This is a genomic window from Aeromonas sp. 602200, from assembly GCF_049173895.1.
GTDB lineage: Bacteria > Pseudomonadota > Gammaproteobacteria > Enterobacterales > Aeromonadaceae > Aeromonas > Aeromonas veronii_A.
Genome location: NZ_JAAKSL010000007.1, coordinates 170,261 through 186,791, shown reverse-complemented (window position 1 = coordinate 186,791; position 16,531 = coordinate 170,261). Strand labels below are relative to the sequence as shown.

Genomic DNA, 16,531 nt, shown 5'->3' with positions numbered 1-16,531 from the left:
ACATCGTTCCACCAATAGAACGATAAGAACCTATTTCACCAGATTGTCGCCATTTTTGCAGCCATCATAATGGCCCTGTCCCCATCAGACGGTTGCTGCGCGGGCAATCCGCCCCACCAGCAAGGGCCGTTTGACTGTTCCGATATCACATGGAGTTCACCATGAAACTGCGACAAATCTGCTCTGCCACCCTGCTCGGTCTGGCGACCCTGACCGCCACGCTGGCCACCACAGCGACACCTGCCATGGCCGCCGAGGCTGCCAGCCATCCGACCGTATCACCCAACCGCTATCTGGAGATGCTCTCCCGAGACAATGCGGTACTGCTGCTGGTCGACCATCAGGTCGGCTTGCTGAGCGGCGTGCGCGACACCACGGTGGGCGAGCTCAAGCACAACGTGGTGGCGCTGGCCAACGCCGCCCGCGCCTTCGGCGTGCCGGTGATCGTGACCGCGACCATGCCCGATGGCATGTGGGGCCCCACCATGCCTGAACTGACCAGTGCCCTGCCGGATGTGAAGGTGATCAACCGCACCGTCATCAACGCCTGGGACGATCCTGCCGTGCGCACCGCCATTGAGAAGACCGGCCGCAAACAGCTGATCATCGCCGGTGTATCCCTCGAGATCTGCGCCAGCTTCCCGGCCCTCTCTGCCAAGGCTGCCGGCTATGATGCCCGGGTGGTGCTCGATGCCTCCGGCACCTTCAACGAAGCCAAGCGCACCACTGGGCTGCAACGCTTGCTGGGGGCCGGTATCCCGGTCACCGACTACGCCTCTGCCGCGGTCGAGATGCTGCGCAGCAACGTCGACCCCAAGGCGCACGATGTCTACAGCGCCCTCGACATGCCTTTCGCTACCCTGGTGTGGCAGATGCAAGAAGGTGCCAAGAAGTCGTAACTCGCCCGCCTTCGGTCAGATGACCGAAGGCATCTTTTATCTTCTGGAGGATCCATTGATGACCAGACGCCTGACTCTCTCCGCCCCCGTCAAGGGCCAACCACTGCGCATTGGCAGCGGCTTTGAAGCACATCATTTTGGCGAACACTTTTTCAACGGTCTGATAGACCCCGTGGTGATGGTGGATCACTTCCAGATGACCGCCCCCACCTTCGAGCCCCATCCCCACGCCGGGATCTCTGCCGTCACCTATCTGTTCGAGGATTCGACGAGCCCCCACGTCAACTACGACACCCTCGGCAATCAGGGCCCCATCGAACCGGGCGCGCTCCACTGGCTGGCGGCCGGGCGCGGGGCCGTACATACCGAGCAGCCGGAAGGGGCATCGCCCTATGTCCACGCCCTGCAAATCTTCGTCAACCTGCCTGCCCGTCAAAAGATGGCGTCGCCTTTTACCGTCCACGCAGACGCAGCCACCATCCCCGAGTTTCATGGCGAAGGGGTGCGAGTACGGGTGGTCGCAGGCCACAGTAACGGGATAACGGCACCACACTCGGCAGAACTGCCCCAACCCTTTACCCTGCTCGATGGCCATTGCTCGCCCGGCAGCCGCTTCACCCATCTGCTGGCGGCAGGCTGGAATGCCATGATCTATCCCCTGACCGGATCGCTGACCCTTCAGGCGGAGGGAGAGCGGCACCTCATCCCGGCAGGTCACGGGATGGGTGTCAGCCTCTCTGCCGATGGCGGCGAGGCGGTGGCTCTGCAGCTTGAGGCCACAGAGCCCTGCCACTTCGTGCTGCTCTCAGGCCAGGCACTCAATGAACCCCTGGTCAAACATGGCCCCTTCGTCATGAACAGCCACGACGCCATTGCAGATCGGCTGCATGCCTATCAGCGCGGCGAATTTGGTCAGCTCAACGATGAGTGGCTGCGCAACGGCCAATATCGGCCATGAGCACGCTCGCTGGCCACCAGCCACAAAGCACGCGCTGGCCTCTGGTCTTCCTCGCCATTTTTGCCGGTGCCAGCGGCGCCCTCTGCCTTGGCAAAGTGCCCGCCGTACTCGGCATACTGCGCAGCGAGCTGGGGCTGACACTGGTCGAAGCCAGCTATCTCGCCTCAGCTTTCAATACGCTGGCGATCCTCTTCAGCCTCTTTCTCGGCCTGCTGCTGACTCGCTGGAGTGGGCGGCAAACCGCGGTTGTGGGGCTACTGGTTATCGTCACAGGCGGTACGTTGGCGCTGCCCGCCACCGGGCTGGCCATGATGCTGCTGTCGCGCATTGTCGAGGGGATTGGCTTTTTGCTGGTCTCGGTGGCCATGCCCGCCTTTATCGTGGCGGTGACCCGGGAGGAGGATAAACGGCTGGCCATAAGCCTGTGGGCGGTCAACCTGCCTCTCGGGGCGGCGGCGGGTATGCTGCTCACCCCCTGGCTCACGGCGCAAGGTGGCTGGCGACTGGCCTGGCTGATCCTGATGGCTCTGCAACTCTCGGCCCAGCTGCTTCTGCTGGCCAGTCGTTCGGCAGATGGGCTGCGGGTCGGGGGGCCCCAAAGCGCGGCTAACGCAGGCCGCCCACACCGCCAGCTCACGGTGCTCCGACAACTGACACTCTGGCGCTACGGGTTGGCGTTCACGCTCTATAGCCTGATGCTCTGGGCGCTCTTTGTCTGGCTGCCAACCATGTTGCAAGGCAGCCCCGGGATTGGCCAAAGCCAGATTGCCCTGCTTTCGGCGCTGGTGGTGGTCGCCAATATTCCCGGCAACCTGATGGGGGCATGGCTGCTGCGCCGGGGCGTGGCGCGAGATCGGCTCATCAGCTGGGCACTGGGCCTGATGGCGCTGTGCGGCATGCTCGCCTTCTCGCCCGGCCTGTCGCCGTGGTGGGCCTATGGATTGTGCCTCGTCCTCTCCCTGGCGGGTGGCATGGCGCCGCCGGCTATCCTCTCGTCAGCACAGGGAGTGAGTCAGGGGCCGGTGCAACTGGCCATCGTGCAGGGATTTTTTGTCCAGCTCGCCAACCTCGGTCAGCTGCTTGACCCCCTGTTGCTGGCGGCCCTGATGACGGACAACGGCCAATGGGGGAACGCTCGCTGGCTCTTTCTGGGCGGCTTGCTGCTGGCAATCGGACTCTATCTGTGGCGCCGCCAGCCCATTGGCGGGCAAGAGCCCAACTGACAGCTAGGCCAAGCTGCATTGATATGTGTCAGGAAGTGCCTGCGAAGTAGCTGCGTAGCGCCTCCACCACCCGCCGCACCTTCTCCGGGATCTCCCGCTGCGGCGTGATGGCGTGGATCTCCATCGGCTGCACCCGAAAACCGGGCAGCAGTTCCAGCAGACGCCCCTGTGCCAGATCCTCGCCAATCTCCCCCTCCGGTTGCAGCGAGATCCCCTGCCCCGCCAGCGCAAACTGGCGCAAGGGCAACACGTTGTTGCAGAGCACCTTGGCCTTGAACCTCACCCTGTGCTCGCCCCCCTTCTCGTCAAGCAGCAGCAAACCGTTGCCCAGCATGTCGCCGCAGAGCCAGTCGTGGGTGGCCAGATCGGCGGGCGTGCGCGGCGTCCCCTTGCGCGCCAGATAGGCGGGGGCGGCGCAGAGCAACATCCGGGTTTGCCCCAGTTTGCGGGCCACCAAAGTCGAGTCGGGCAGGCTACCGACCCGCAGTGCCACGTCGATCCGCTCGGCAATCAGATCCCGTTTCTCGTCGTCGGCGATGATCTGGATGGTGAGGCCGGGGTGGGCATGCAACAGCGGGGACAATGCCAGTGCGAGTGGCTGGCCCGCCATCCCCACCGGGGCGGTGATCCGAACTTCACCGAGCAGGGCGTCGCGCACCTCCGAGAGGCGCAACTCGGTCTCGCTCAGGGTCTGCTGCAACGCCCGGCACCCTTGCCATACCACCTCTCCCGCCTCGGTCAGACTGAGGCGACGGGTGGAGCGATGGAGCAGGGGCAGCCCGAGCAGGCTCTCCAGCTGGCTGATATGCTGACTGACGGCGGAGGGGGTCATGCCAAGGGATTTGGCCGCCCCTGTCATGCTGCCCGCTTCCACCACGGCGGCGAAGATGGCGTAACGTCTGAGCTGTTCCATTATTAAATCCAGCTTACAAGTGAATGCATTTTTGAGGTGATTATTAAATCATAAATGGCGGCGTAGGATAGCCCCATTCCAACAGTGAAGGAGAGTTCCCCATGAAGATTGCCCTGATCGGTGCCAGCGGTTTTGTCGGTTCAGCCATCCTGAACGAGGCCATCAGCCGCGGCCATCACGTCACCGCCATCGTCCGCGATGTCAGCAAGGTGGCCGCCCATCCGCAGGTCACCGCCGTGGCGGTGGATGCCCAAAACCCGCAGGTATTGGCCGAAGTGCTCAAGGGGCACGATCGGGTGATCAGCGCCTACAACCCGGGCTGGACCACACCGGATATCTACGACCAGTACCTCAAGGGCGCCAACGCGATCGTCGCAGCAGCCAAAGCGGCCAACAGCTGGCTGCTGGTAGTAGGTGGCGCCGGCAGTCTGGAGGTAGCCCCCGGCGTGCAACTGGTGGATACCCCGGAGTTTCCGGCCGAGTGGAAACAGGGGGCACTGGCGGCCCGTGACGGTCTCACCGCCCTGCGTCGTGAAACCACCCTCGACTGGCGCTTTGTCTCTCCCCCGGTGTTCCTCGAACCGGGCGAGAAACGCGGCGGCTATCGGATTGGTGGCGATCAGGTGCTGTTCAGCGGCGAACAGCCTGCCGGGATCACCGCCGGTGATCTGGCCGATGGCGTGCTGAACGAGGTGGAAAAACCGGCTCACCAGCGCCAGCGCTTTACCCTGGGTTACTGAGAGCCAGCAATCGGTTAAGGCCAGAATACGCGGTCACTCACCTACGCACCCGGTCAGGTGAACACCCGCTCAACCAGAAGGGAGGCATCCGCCTCCCTTCTGTTTTGGCCATTTTCTGTTTTGGTCATTTTTGCCGCTGGTAGCTTGCCTCTGGTTATCACTCTCCCCCTCATCGTTGCCCCTTTACCCCACAATGGCTGCGCAAAAAACCTTCAGCCCATCAGGCGCCGAATTCCATTTCGAATTTTGTATATAACTAAGAATAATTTGTTGTTTCCGTCTTATAACACCGAACAGTAGCATCCCCTTCATTCCAGATGGCGCCACACCGCAAGCGCATACCGCCACACTGTCGCGCCATCCCGTTTGCCGCTCATCAGACCTGCCCGCACCAGAGGCCGCAGAAGAGATGGCGCCAGAGAAAACGAAAGAGTGAGGAGGTGCACATGGAACATTCACCACTGCCGATCATCGATCTGGCTGCCCTCAACGGGGCACCCGAGGTGCGTCGCCCTATGCTGGCCCGGCTGGCCGCGGCCGCCCGCGACGTCGGCTTTTTCTATCTGACAGGGCATGGCCTGAGTGACGCCGAGCAGCGGGAAACCCTGGCGCTGGCAGCGCGCTTCTTTGCCCTGCCGGAGCAGGAAAAGATGGCGGTGCAGATGGTCAACAGCCCCCACTTTCGCGGCTACAACCGGGTCGGTGCCGAGCTGACCCGAGCGCGGCCGGACCTGCGGGAGCAGTTCGATATCATGAATGAGGCACAAGCCCTGCCTGCAGCCCTGATCCGTGAACCCTGGCAGCGGCTGATCGGCCCCAACCAGTGGCCACTCGCCCTGCCAGAGATGAAAGCCCATCTGCTGGCGTGGCAGGATCGGCTGAGCGACATCACCCTCACCCTGCTGGCCGCTTTTGCCGAGGTGCTGGAGCAACCGGCCAACTTGTTTGACGACAGTATTCGCGGCGCCCCCTACCAACACATGAAGCTGATTCACTACCCGGGGCAAGAGGCGGGTGGCAGCAGTCAAGGGGTCGGCGCCCACAAGGATCCCGGCTACCTGACGCTGGTGATGCAAGACAATCACTCTGGGCTTGAGGTCGAGACGGCCGACGGCTGGATCTCCGCGCCCCCCCTGCCGGGAGCGCTGGTGGTCAATATCGGCGAGCTGCTGGAGCTAGCCTCCAACGGCTATCTCAAGGCGACCCTGCATCGGGTGGTGAGCCCGCCGTCCGGCGTCTCGCGCCTCTCCTGCGCCTTCTTTATGGCGGCGCGACTCGATGCCACCGTGCCGCTGCTCAGCCTCTCCCCCGCGCTGGCAGCGCAGGCGCAAGGGCCGGAGAGTGACCCGACCAACCCGCTCTTTTATCAGGTGGGGGAGAACGTACTCAAGGGGCGGCTGCGCTCCCACCCGGATGTGGCGGCGCGGCACTATGGGCCGGTGGAACCAACTCGCCTCCCGCGCACTGAAAGCGAAGCGATAACGGCCTAAGCAGCGTAAAGATCCCTAGGCGGGTATATGCATAAGTCACAAGCCGCATGCACATACCCGCGCTGACAAAAACAACAAGCAACGAACAACAAAACAAGTCATGGCCAGAGCCTGGCCATCACGGAGCAACACGATGAAATTCAAGACCATGAGCGTACACAGCGGCCAGCGGATCGACCCCCAGACCGGCGCCCTCACCACCCCGCTCTACCAGAGCAGCACCTTCAGCTACTTCAACGCCCAGGCGGGCAAGGAGCGCTTTGCAGGTCAGGCCCCCGGCTTTATCTACAGCCGCTTTGGCAACCCCACCACCGCCGAGCTGGAGCAGAAACTGGCGGCGCTTGAAGGTGCCGATGAAGCGCTGGTGGTGGCGAGCGGCATGGCAGCGGTGAGCGCCATCATGTATGCCCTGGCCGACAGCGGCGATGAGGTGGCCTATATCGGCCCGCTCTACGGCGGCACCGATGCCTTCCTCAAGCAAACCTTCAGCCGCGCAGGCATCAAGGTCACCGCCTACGAGAGCGATCGCGATCTGCTGGCCAATATCCGCCCTGCCACCAAGGTGGTACTGTTCGAAACCCTGACCAACCCCACCCTCAAGGTGGTGGATCCGCGGCTGGTGGTGGAAGCGGCCCGCAAGGTGGGCGCCATCACAGTGTGTGACAACACCTTCCTCACCCCCTACCTGCTGCGTCCGCTGGAACTCGGGGTCGATGTGGTGATGCACAGCGGTACCAAATATCTGGGCGGCCACGGCGACATCATCGCCGGGGTGGTGGCGGGCTCCCACGCCCTGATGAAGTCGATCCGCACCGTGGCCCTCAAACATATCGGTTCTCCCATTGGCCCGCAGGAGGCCTACCTGCTGCAGCGTGGGGTCAAGACCCTGCCGCTACGGATGGATGCCCACCTGCACAATGCCCAGAAAGTGGCCGAGTTTCTGGCAGCCCACCCGGCAGTGAAGAAGGTGATCTACCCGGGGCTTGCCAACCATCCGGGCCACGATGCTCTCAGCGCCTTCGCCAGCGGCTTTGGCGGCATGGTGAGTATTGAACTTGAAGGCGGGTTTGAGCGCTGCGCCACCCTGCTCGATAACCTGCAACTGTTCGTGCAGGCGGTGAGTCTGGGGGATCTCGAGAGTCTCGCTTGCCATCCGGCCAGTACCACCCACGCCGCCATGGACGAGGCGAGCCGCCTCGCCGCCGGGGTCAACGACGACCTCATCCGCTTCAGCATCGGGGTGGAAGATACCGACGATCTGATCGCCGATCTGGCCGCCGCGCTGGCGCAGATCTAACCGGGCGCGCTTTTACTCGCCGACAAAACAGCGGCGAGTGAGATGCCCCAAACACAACAACGGCCCATCAAGGGCCGTTGTTGTTTGGTGCGCTATGGAAAAACGAGATTTACTCCTCCCACACCACCACTTGGGATGAGGGCCAGCGCTCCCCGACCTGGGCGTACTTTTGCTCCAGCAGGTGACGCTTGATCTTCATGGTGGGAGTCAGCACACCGTTCTCGATATTCCAGGGGGTTTTCACTACCAGAATGCCGCGGATCTTGGCGTGGGATTCCAGCTGATCGTTGACCCGAACCCGCGCCGCTTCCAGTCTGGCGTTGACCTCCTCCCGATTTCCCTTCATGGCGCTCTCGGCCAGCTGCACCAGTGCAATAGGCTGGGGCATGCCGTAACCAATCACGCAGAGCTGTTCGATAATGGGCTCCTGCCCCAGCAGCCCCTCGATAGGCACCGGCGCCACATACTTGCCCTTGGCGGTCTTGAACACATCCTTCATCCGGCCGGTGATGGTGAGATAACCCTCCTTGTCCAGCTTGCCCATGTCGCCGGTGTGGAGCCACCCCTCGGCATCGATGGCCTCGGCGCTGTGCTCGGGATCCTTGTAGTAACCCAGCATCATCCCTTCGCAGCGGCAGAGGATCTCCCCTTCGTCAGAGATCTTGATGGTCACTCCGATCCCCGCCTTGCCGACGGTGCCGATCTTGTCGGCGCGGAATGGGTAGTTGATGGTGGAGTAGGCGTGGTTCTCGGTCATGCCCCAGGCTTCCGTCACCTTGAGGCCAATGCTCAGATACCACTCAAGCAGCGCAGGGGAGACAGGCGCGGAGCCGCAGCCGAGTACCCGGGCCTGATCCAGTCCCAACCCCTTTTGCAGCTTGCGTTTGATAAGGCCGGAGATAAGCGGGATCTTGAGCAGCAACGCCAGTTTGTTCTGGGGCAGCTTCTCGTGGATCTTGATGCGGAACATGGCCCACAGCCGCGGCACCGAGATAAAGACGGTGGGACGGCAGCGTTTGACATCTTCGATAAAGGTGTCGAGGGATTCGGGGAACGCGATGGTAGCGCCGCCATAGAGACTGCCGCCATAGATGTAGACCCGCTCGGTAATATGGGCCAGCGGCAGGTAGGAGAAGCCCCGATCGGCCTGGCTCAGGCTCACCGTCTCCACCAGCTTCTCGCACGACCAGGCATAGCGCTCGACGCTCAGCATGGCCCCTTTCGGCTTGCCGGTACTGCCAGAGGTGTAGACCAGACTCAGCAGGGAGTCAGGGGCCTGCACCGGGCTGTCAGGGATCGGCTCGTGCGCCTCCAGCAGGTCATCCCACTGGTGGCTGGCCGGCATGGTGTCATAGGGGAAGGCGATGCGCAGCAGATCGTCGGGTACGCCCGCCTCCTGACTCTTCCAGTCATCCAACTTGCCGACGAAGATCGCTTTGGCCTCGCTATGGCGCAGCACATATTCGATGGTGTCGACGTTGGCGGTCGGGTAGATGGGCACGCTCACATACTGCCCCATCTGCATCGCCAGATCGGCGATAAACCACTGGGCACAGTTCTTGGAGAGCAGCGCCACCTTGTCACCGGCCACCAGACCGAGGTGACGCAAGGCCGTCACCATCCGCCGCGCTTCATCGGCCACTTCACCCCAGGTGAAATCGACATATTCGCGGTTGATGGTTTGACGCAGGTAGGTTCGATCAGGACACTGCCGCTCCCAGTGATAGAGCATCTCGAGCGGCAGTTTATTGGCAATGCGTGAGGAGGAGGCCATAGTTTAATCCCTGAAACAAAAGGCGAAACTTATTATTAACCTTTCACTAACTTCAGGGGAAGGATAAACTCAAACTTCAGTTTGAATTGTGTATCCGATCAAGCTTCTGCATCTTGTTGCAAACGACTCCACATCGCCTGCACCAGTTTTTCATCCTCTTCAGATAACTCACCTTGCAAGATCGCCTCGTTGAGGCTGCGCAGCACATAGCTCTTGACGTCCCGCACCAGGGTCTTGCCTTCCAGCTCGGCCCGGGCAACGGCCAATGAGATATGACCTCGCAGGTAACCCCCCGCAAACAGCTCATCATCGGTCGCGGTAGCAACCATGCTGTCGATCAGTCCCAACAACTTGTGCTCAAAATCGTGAATCGTCATGTAACGCAGCCTCATTTGCGGCAAAAAATTCGGGGGTATGGAACCGCAATCCGGTTGATTGCAGCTCTCTGGCGCCAGGCCAGCAGCGTCCTTGGCGTCCTATTCCGGGTTGGCCACCGGGTAGATGACCTGATCCTTGTATCCCGTGGTTATTCGCAGATAACCACGCAACGCCCGGTTTAATTCGGGATCATCGGTGTCCACCAGCAGCGGCCTGCCCGCAAGGGCGGCAAGCTTGGCTTTGGTTGCCAGCACCTGGATATTGTCCAGCCCGACACACCGAATCACCTCAGGACTCAATTGCTGATTTCCGCGCCCGAACAGATGTCCCTGTCCGCCGATCAGGGTAATGATCAGTCGGCAGCGACGGCCGCGGATCCGGGTCAGGATCTCGGCGGCGCTGAGATCCTGCCCGATAAGTCGGCCATTTTCCACCAGATCCACACCGAGCAAAGTATTTTCCAGACCGAGCTCTGCCATACAGGCTGCCACCGTGCTGCCGGAGCCCATCAGATAGAGGGTATCGGGCTCCATCTGCTCCACCACACCGGCGGCGAGATCCGCCAACACCAGCTCTTCGGACTCCTTGCCCCCCTGTTTTACCGCCTGTACGTAACGCAGATCGCCGGGCACCTTCAGCTGGCCGTAGTGGCGGGCCCGCACCTTGCCCGCGCGAAACGCCTCCTCGTCGATGTCGCGCACCTCGGCATCGATCAGGCTGAGCAGTTCCCCTGCGATCATCCGCGCCACCACCCGCCCGCTGGCGGCAGGCGTCACCCCATAGACGCCGGAGTGGATCTTGCACCCCGCCGGAATGCCAAGCACATGGCAGGACTCCCCCACCGCGGCGCAGATATCCCGCGCCGTGCCATCGCCACCGGCAAACAGCAGCAGATCGACCCCGGCTTCGCACATCAGCTCTGCAGCGTGGCGGGTATCGTCAGCCGAGGTGCTCTCCCCGACCGGTTGATAGATGACCCGACAGGGTAGTCCCAGAGATCGGGCTACCGTCTCCCCCATCTCTCCCGCCACCGTCAGCAGTTCGCACGGGATGCTCAGCTCGCACAGTGGCAACAGAGCTTGCCGCGCTCGATCTTGTGCTCTGGGCACGGCACCACGAGCAAGCGCCTCATCCACCACGCCGTCACTCCCCTTGAGCCCCACTGCGCCGCCAATCCCGGCGACCGGATTAATAATGAACCCTAATCGAAACATGCCTGCCTCCCTTGCGATGGCCCCCATTTTTATCTTTTCGCCCCTCTGGGACAAGCAGTGGCACCCCTGCTAGAATTCGCATCTTCAATTTTCCAACCAATGTTCAATCAAGGTTCAATCATGCTGGAATGGGTTCTTGATCCCTCCGCCTGGGTCGCTCTCGCTACCCTTACCCTGCTCGAAATCGTGCTGGGCATCGACAACATCATCTTTATCTCCATCCTGGTAGGTCGCCTGCCGGAGGCTCAGCGCCAAAAAGCGCGCATTCTGGGTCTGGGGCTCGCCATGGGCACCCGGATCCTGTTGCTGCTCTCGCTCGCCTGGGTGATGCGTCTCACCGAACCGCTCTTCACCGTGCTGAACGAGGCTATCTCGGGCCGCGATCTCATCCTGCTGCTGGGTGGTCTGTTCCTTATCGGCAAGAGTACCCACGAGATCCACGCCACTCTGGAAGGCGCCGCCGAGCCGGAGAGCGTCAGCAAAGCGGCCTCGGGCTTTATCAGCACCCTGATCCAGATCGCCATTCTGGACATAGTGTTCAGCCTGGACTCGGTGATCACCGCGGTCGGCATGGCCGATCACGTGCCGGTGATGGTGCTGGCCATCATGATTGCCGTCTTCATCATGATGTTTGCCGCCAAGTCTATTGGCGATTTCGTCGATGACCACCCCACCATCAAGATGCTGGCCCTCTCCTTCCTCACCCTGGTGGGGTTTGCCCTGATGGCGGAGGGGATGGATCTGCACATACCGAAAGGCTACATCTACTTCGCCATGGCCTTCTCGCTGGTGGTGGAGATGATCAACATCCGCTTGCGCAAGCACAGCGAGGTCGACACAGGGAAGTAGTGTCGCCGGATCAAAAAGAGCGCCTCTCGGGGCGCTCTTTTGTTATGCACACGGCATGCTGCCGGATAGAGATCACTGGTTGGCAATCACAATGGCAACCCGGCGGTTTTCTGCTCGTCCGGCTGCGCTCTTGTTGTCCGCAACCGGGGCCGTCTCACCGCGGCCACGGATCTCAAGATTGGCGGGCATCATCCCCACCGAGATCAGCACATCTGCCACCGATTGGGCTCGTTTCAGAGAGAGCTGCTGGTTGTAGCTGCTCTCGCCCGTATTGTCGGTATGGCCATCCACCCTCGCCTTGTCGAGCCCGACCCCAAGCAGGGCCTTGCCCAGTTTTTCCACTATCAGCCGGGTCTGCGGATTGAGTTCACCCACATTGTTGGCAAACAGCACCCGGTTGGCCAGATCCAGTGTCCAGCCCTCATCGGTCAGATAGAAACCTTGCTCCTTCAATACTGCCAGCTGTTCCGGGGTCAACCCCCTGGGGGTGCTCTGACAACCCGCCAGCAGAGAGAACAACAGGCCCAGCACGACCGCCTTGATGGAGAGGGATAGTTTCATTGTTATGACTCCTTTACACCTTGACTCACGCCGATTTGGCGGCCTCAACCTCCTCACGGCGTGTACGTTTTGCCAAATACATGGCTTTGTCTGCCAGCTCGCACAGCTCGCTGGCGCGGGTCCCGGGTTGATGGATGGCAAAACCGATGCTGATCCCTGCCACCAGTTGCTGTCCATCTCGCAATACCACAGGATCACTCATCGCCTGCTGAATGCGGTCGATCACCTCTTCCACATCCTGCCCCAGATGCACAGGTGTCAGCAGTATGGCGAACTCATCTCCCCCCAGCCGGCAGACCAGATCTCCGGGGCGCAGCTGATGCTGTACCCGCCGGGAGAGGGTCACCAGCACATCGTCACCGGCGTTGTGCCCCAGGGTGTCGTTAATCTGTTTGAAACGATCGCAATCGAGATAAAGCAGGGCGAACGGGGCCCCCCCCTCGCTTGCCTCGCCAATGGCATGCTCGAGGCGAGCTTCGAATAACGCCCGGTTGGGCAACCCGGTCAACGCATCATGGGTCGCCTGGTGGAGCAGACTGGCGTTCTCCCGCGCCTGATGAGCCTGCCAGGCTTGCAGCTCATCCAGCAGGGCGTTGAAATCCTCTCCCAGTTCATTGAGCTCGACGATATCGGCCGGTGGCGCCCGCATCCCCAGAGTGCGTTGTCGACGCACCGAGTGGGCGACCTGTGCCAGTTGTCGCAGTGGCGAGGTGATCGCGACCTGCATCCGCCCGGCGACATAGAAGGCGCCCATCACACTCAACACCAGGCAAATCACCATCACCAGCAGCACCGAGAGCAAGAACAGCAACAGATACTCGCCATGACCGCGCAGCTCTATGGTGGCAATCTGATCACCTCCCCGCAGCATGGGATAGGTGACCGGCCCCGGTAACAGCAGGCGGGCAAGATAATCTTCGACTGTGGCCAGCGGATTGCTGACGGGACGAACCCATTTAGCGAGCTGTTGACCATTGGCCAGCACGATACTGGCTTCGGCCACCTCCTCATGGGCGACAATACCGCCAAGCGCCTCGCTCGCTGCCTCTTCATCGTGGAACACCACCGCCGCCTCGGCGCTGTAGCTGATTGCGCGGGCCACCAGCTCCAGATTGTGATCGGCGTAGAAGCGTACTACCAGCAAGGCAATCAGAGTAAAAAAGAGTCCCGCCACGCTGACGGCCGTGATGGCGGCCACCAGATGGGTTCGCCCCAGGCTCTGACGCAGGGTCGGAAGACGGGGATCCGCGCTGACCTGTCGCCTCATGGGACCCCCTTGTCGGCACGGGCCAGCTTGAGCACAGCGGGATGTACTCGTACGCCGCTCAGGGCCAGGGCATCGAGGTTCACTTTAAACCGCACTCGCACACTCTGTGGCTCGGTCTGCAGACAGAACACCGAGCTGGTGGAACAGTCGTGGTTGTATTCGCTGATGCTGAGCACTGAATGACCCTGCAAGCGCGCAAACAACGCAATCCGGGTCGGCTCGTCGACGACGCCGAGATAGAGCACATCGCAATTATCACTGATGGCCGGATCACTCGCGTCGTAGCGATTGACCTGCACGGCACGGCCATTGGCCTGACGATCGATGGTAAAGAGGGCTCCGGCATACTCCGTCGGCGCCGCCACACACAGGCGCAGCACCGCAGGCTCGGTGGGCCAGCGAGTGTAACTCAGGATATCGAGCACCAGCTCTCTGACCGCCGTCGCCCGGCTCTCTGCGGCCGTTTCCGCCAGCGCGTGAGGCAACAGCAGACCAAACCCTAACAGCAAGGGCGCCAGGCGAGCGGCGAAACGGGGAGAAAAGAGTAACAGCATGATCGGGAAGTGGCCGCCTTGACAACACCGCTGCAGTGGCATAGCGGTTCGGGTACATGTATCCAGATAGTAAGTTGGTGGACACTGGCCTGACAAGTCTCCCGAAGCCCTCCCGCCCGGAAGCCGTATAAAGAAAACAGAGAGCCCGTCTGGTGACGGGCTCTCTGTTGGCTGGCATCCGGAACAACTTACTTCTTGCTGATGCCATATTCCCGCAGCTTGTTGGCGATGGCGGTATGCGACACGCCCAGGCGTTTGGCCAACTGACGGGTCGACGGGAAGGCGGGATAGAGCCGGGCCAGCAGCTGGCTCTCGAAGCGCTTCACCGCATCGTCGAGGTTCCCCTCAAACCACTCGTCGATCAGCGGCATGGTATCGGCCGCCACCGGCAGGTCGATCTGCTCGGGCCCCAGCTCATCCCCTTCCAGCAGTGTCATGGCGCGGTAGAGACAGTTGCGCAGCTGACGCACGTTGCCCGGCCAGCGGTAGGCGGTCAGGTAGTCGGCCATGTTGCGGGTAAAGCGCGGACGGGGTCGCTGCAACTCGCTGGCAAAGCGGGAGACAAACTGCTGGGCCAGCACCATGATGTCTGCCTTGCGCTCGCGCAGGGGGGGCAGCGTCAGACTGAGCACGTTGAGGCGATAGTAGAGATCCTCGCGGAAGGTTCCTTCGTGCACCAGATCCAGCAACTGCTTCTGGGTGGTGCAGATGAAACGCACGTTGACCTTCACCTCCTGCTCGTCACCGACCCGGCGGAACACCCCATCCTGCAGCACCCGCAAAAACTTGGTCTGCAGATGGGGAGACATGTCGCCGATCTCGTCCAGCATCAGGGTGCCGCCGCTCGCCAGCTCCAGCACGCCGCGCTTGCCCTCGGTGTTGTTGCCAAAGGCGCCGGGGGCATAACCAAACAGCTCGCTCTCGGCCACGTTATCGGGCATGGCGGCGCAGTTGAGGGCCATAAAGGGGTGGCTGGAGCGCAGGCTGGCCCCGTGACAGGCACGGGCCAGCAGCTCCTTGCCGGTACCGGTCTCACCGACAATCAGCAGCGGCGCGTCCTGCATCGCCAGTTTGCGCGCTTGCGACAGCACCTCTTTCATCTTGGGGCTCTCGGCCTGCAGATGCTCGAAGCCTCCCACTTCCACCGCATGAAGCGCGCTGAAGTGCAGGCCGACCCGACGGGCAGATTTGAGCACCACCACGGCACCGGCCAGCGCCTGCTTGCCGCGGGCTTCTGCCACGAACAGCGGCATCAGATCTGCCAGATACTCTTCGCCATTGAAACTGAGCTTGCAGGTCTGCGGCTTGATCTCGCTCGCCTCCAGCCAGCGGGTGAAGGAGAACCCCTTGACCAGCGAACCGAGCGCCACCCCGCGCACCTCCTCCACCGGCAAGCCGAGGGTGGTGAGGGCAGACTGATTGGCCTGGGTCACCTTGCCCTTGCTGTCGAGAGAGAAGACCAGATCCGGCAGCGCCTTGAGCAGCGCCTCGATTTCGTGGTGCTCTCGCTCGGAAGGCATGTAAGGGATGGTCTTGACGTCGTAGACGCCGGGAATGCGGCGGATCTCCGGCATCAAATGCTGAAAATCACTGAACTCCAGCTCGGGAAAGTTGAGATAGATGATGCCTGAGGTATCGATTTCGATGCCGCGCAGATCGATATTGTGCTCCACCAGGCGGTCGAGCAGTTCCCGGGTCAGGCCCAGGCGGTCTTCACAGCTGACTTCAAGACGCATTCGGGACACACTTCCTAGCTAACTCTATGAATGAGCGGATAATACAGTCTCGATCCCCCCAGTGCGAGCGCCAGCCCATAAAAATGCGGGCCTGCCCCGCTTTCGCAGGCAGGCCCGGGTCAACCGATGACGCTGGTGTGGGGTGCGATTAGCGGAGCAACTGATCGGTGCGCGCCGCCATGATGAAGTCGTTGCGATGCAAACCGCCGATCTTATGCATCCACCAGCTGACGGTCACCTTCCCCCATTCGGTCAGAAATGCAGGAAGGGGGATACTCCGCCTCAACCTGTTCTCAGATTATCTGGGCAATTGGTCTGTACGCGCAGCCATGATGAAGTCGTTGCGGTGTAATCCGCCGATCTTGTGGGTCCACCAGCTGACGGTCACCTTCCCCCACTCGGTCAGGATGGCCGGATGATGGAACTCCGCTTCCGCCAGCTCCCCCAGGCGGTTGGTAAACGCCAGCGCATCCTTGAAGTTGCGAAACGTAAATTCCCGCCGCAGTTGCAGCGCCCCCTCCACCACCAGCGGCTGCCAGTCGGGAATAAGCTGCATCAGCTCGCGCAGCTCCTCATCGCTCACCTTGGGGGCATCGGCGCGGCACGCTTCACACTGCTGGCTGGCCAGTTCGGACATGGGTTACTCCTGCTTGAATTAATGAAAATGAAATAGGGTTG

The 16,531-nt window shown here is 61.6% G+C and carries 15 protein-coding genes and 1 pseudogene; 7 read left to right on the top strand and 9 right to left on the bottom strand.

Annotation, left to right across the window (positions count from 1 at the left end; genetic code table 11):
* The first annotated feature begins 161 nt into the window (after positions 1–161).
* The 3 genes from G5221_RS11070 to G5221_RS11060 are packed head-to-tail and all read left to right on the top strand — an operon-like array spanning position 162 to position 3,080.
* Entirely contained in the window at positions 162–899 is a 738-nt protein-coding gene (locus G5221_RS11070; protein ID WP_421263243.1) for an isochorismatase family protein, read from the top strand.
* Between the two features lie 58 nt (positions 900–957).
* Positions 958–1,857 (top strand): pirin family protein, encoded by a 900-nt coding sequence (locus tag G5221_RS11065; RefSeq protein WP_201987811.1) that lies wholly within the window; start codon positions 958–960, stop codon positions 1,855–1,857.
* Positions 1,854–3,080, top strand: coding sequence for a CynX/NimT family MFS transporter (locus G5221_RS11060; protein WP_421263242.1), 1,227 nt, complete (start codon positions 1,854–1,856; stop codon positions 3,078–3,080). Before G5221_RS11065 ends, G5221_RS11060 begins: the two co-directional genes overlap by 4 nt.
* Positions 3,081–3,108: 28 nt before the next feature.
* Here the strand turns inward: G5221_RS11060 and G5221_RS11055 are convergent, their stop codons facing one another.
* Positions 3,109–3,993 carry a LysR family transcriptional regulator gene (locus tag G5221_RS11055; protein WP_421263241.1) on the bottom strand — a complete coding sequence of 295 codons (885 nt, stop codon included), beginning with the start codon at positions 3,991–3,993 and terminating at the stop codon, positions 3,109–3,111.
* A 101-nt stretch (positions 3,994–4,094) separates the two neighbouring features.
* Between G5221_RS11055 and G5221_RS11050 the strand changes: the two genes are divergently transcribed.
* The 3 genes from G5221_RS11050 (at position 4,095) to G5221_RS11040 (ending at position 7,520) form a co-directional block, all read left to right on the top strand.
* Positions 4,095–4,733 (top strand): NAD(P)-dependent oxidoreductase, encoded by a 639-nt coding sequence (locus G5221_RS11050; RefSeq protein WP_040069367.1) that lies wholly within the window; start codon positions 4,095–4,097, stop codon positions 4,731–4,733.
* 446 nt (positions 4,734–5,179) lie between these two features.
* On the top strand, positions 5,180–6,223 hold the full coding sequence (locus G5221_RS11045) for an isopenicillin N synthase family dioxygenase (protein ID WP_421263240.1): 1,044 nt from the start codon (positions 5,180–5,182) through the stop codon (positions 6,221–6,223).
* 133 nt (positions 6,224–6,356) lie between these two features.
* Positions 6,357–7,520, top strand: a complete 1,164-nt coding sequence (locus G5221_RS11040) for a trans-sulfuration enzyme family protein (RefSeq protein ID WP_040069363.1) — start codon at positions 6,357–6,359, stop codon at positions 7,518–7,520.
* Positions 7,521–7,629: 109 nt separating this feature from the next.
* On the opposite strand, the gene G5221_RS11035 is transcribed toward G5221_RS11040, so the two are convergent.
* The 3 genes from G5221_RS11035 to G5221_RS11025 all read right to left on the bottom strand — a co-directional run bounded on the left by G5221_RS11035 (position 7,630) and on the right by G5221_RS11025 (position 10,886).
* Complete coding sequence (locus G5221_RS11035; protein ID WP_421263239.1) at positions 7,630–9,294, bottom strand: AMP-binding protein; 1,665 nt, start codon at positions 9,292–9,294, stop codon at positions 7,630–7,632.
* Between the two features lie 98 nt (positions 9,295–9,392).
* Positions 9,393–9,671: a YfcL family protein gene (locus tag G5221_RS11030; protein ID WP_005333639.1), complete on the bottom strand. Its 279-nt coding sequence runs from the start codon at positions 9,669–9,671 to the stop codon at positions 9,393–9,395.
* A gap of 99 nt (positions 9,672–9,770) precedes the next feature.
* Complete coding sequence (locus tag G5221_RS11025; RefSeq protein ID WP_421263238.1) at positions 9,771–10,886, bottom strand: ATP-NAD kinase family protein; 1,116 nt, start codon at positions 10,884–10,886, stop codon at positions 9,771–9,773.
* Between the two features lie 120 nt (positions 10,887–11,006).
* On the opposite strand from G5221_RS11025, the gene G5221_RS11020 reads away from it, so the two are divergent.
* Positions 11,007–11,735, top strand: coding sequence for a TerC family protein (locus tag G5221_RS11020; RefSeq protein WP_227342667.1), 729 nt, complete (start codon positions 11,007–11,009; stop codon positions 11,733–11,735).
* 72 nt (positions 11,736–11,807) lie between these two features.
* Here the strand turns inward: G5221_RS11020 and G5221_RS11015 are convergent, their stop codons facing one another.
* The 5 genes and pseudogenes from G5221_RS11015 to G5221_RS10995 form a co-directional block, all read right to left on the bottom strand.
* Positions 11,808–12,296: an OmpA family protein gene (locus G5221_RS11015; RefSeq protein WP_227342665.1), complete on the bottom strand. Its 489-nt coding sequence runs from the start codon at positions 12,294–12,296 to the stop codon at positions 11,808–11,810.
* A gap of 25 nt (positions 12,297–12,321) precedes the next feature.
* Complete coding sequence (locus G5221_RS11010) at positions 12,322–13,563, bottom strand: diguanylate cyclase domain-containing protein (RefSeq protein WP_421263237.1); 1,242 nt, start codon at positions 13,561–13,563, stop codon at positions 12,322–12,324.
* Entirely contained in the window at positions 13,560–14,117 is a 558-nt protein-coding gene (locus G5221_RS11005) for a YfiR family protein (protein WP_227342662.1), read from the bottom strand. Before G5221_RS11005 ends, G5221_RS11010 begins: the two co-directional genes overlap by 4 nt.
* A gap of 188 nt (positions 14,118–14,305) precedes the next feature.
* Entirely contained in the window at positions 14,306–15,853 is a 1,548-nt protein-coding gene (gene tyrR / locus G5221_RS11000; RefSeq protein WP_216953439.1) for a transcriptional regulator TyrR, read from the bottom strand.
* A 154-nt stretch (positions 15,854–16,007) separates the two neighbouring features.
* A pseudogene (locus tag G5221_RS10995) lies at positions 16,008–16,490 on the bottom strand (4a-hydroxytetrahydrobiopterin dehydratase); the annotation flags it as partial.
* Between the last annotated feature and the right edge of the window lie 41 nt (positions 16,491–16,531).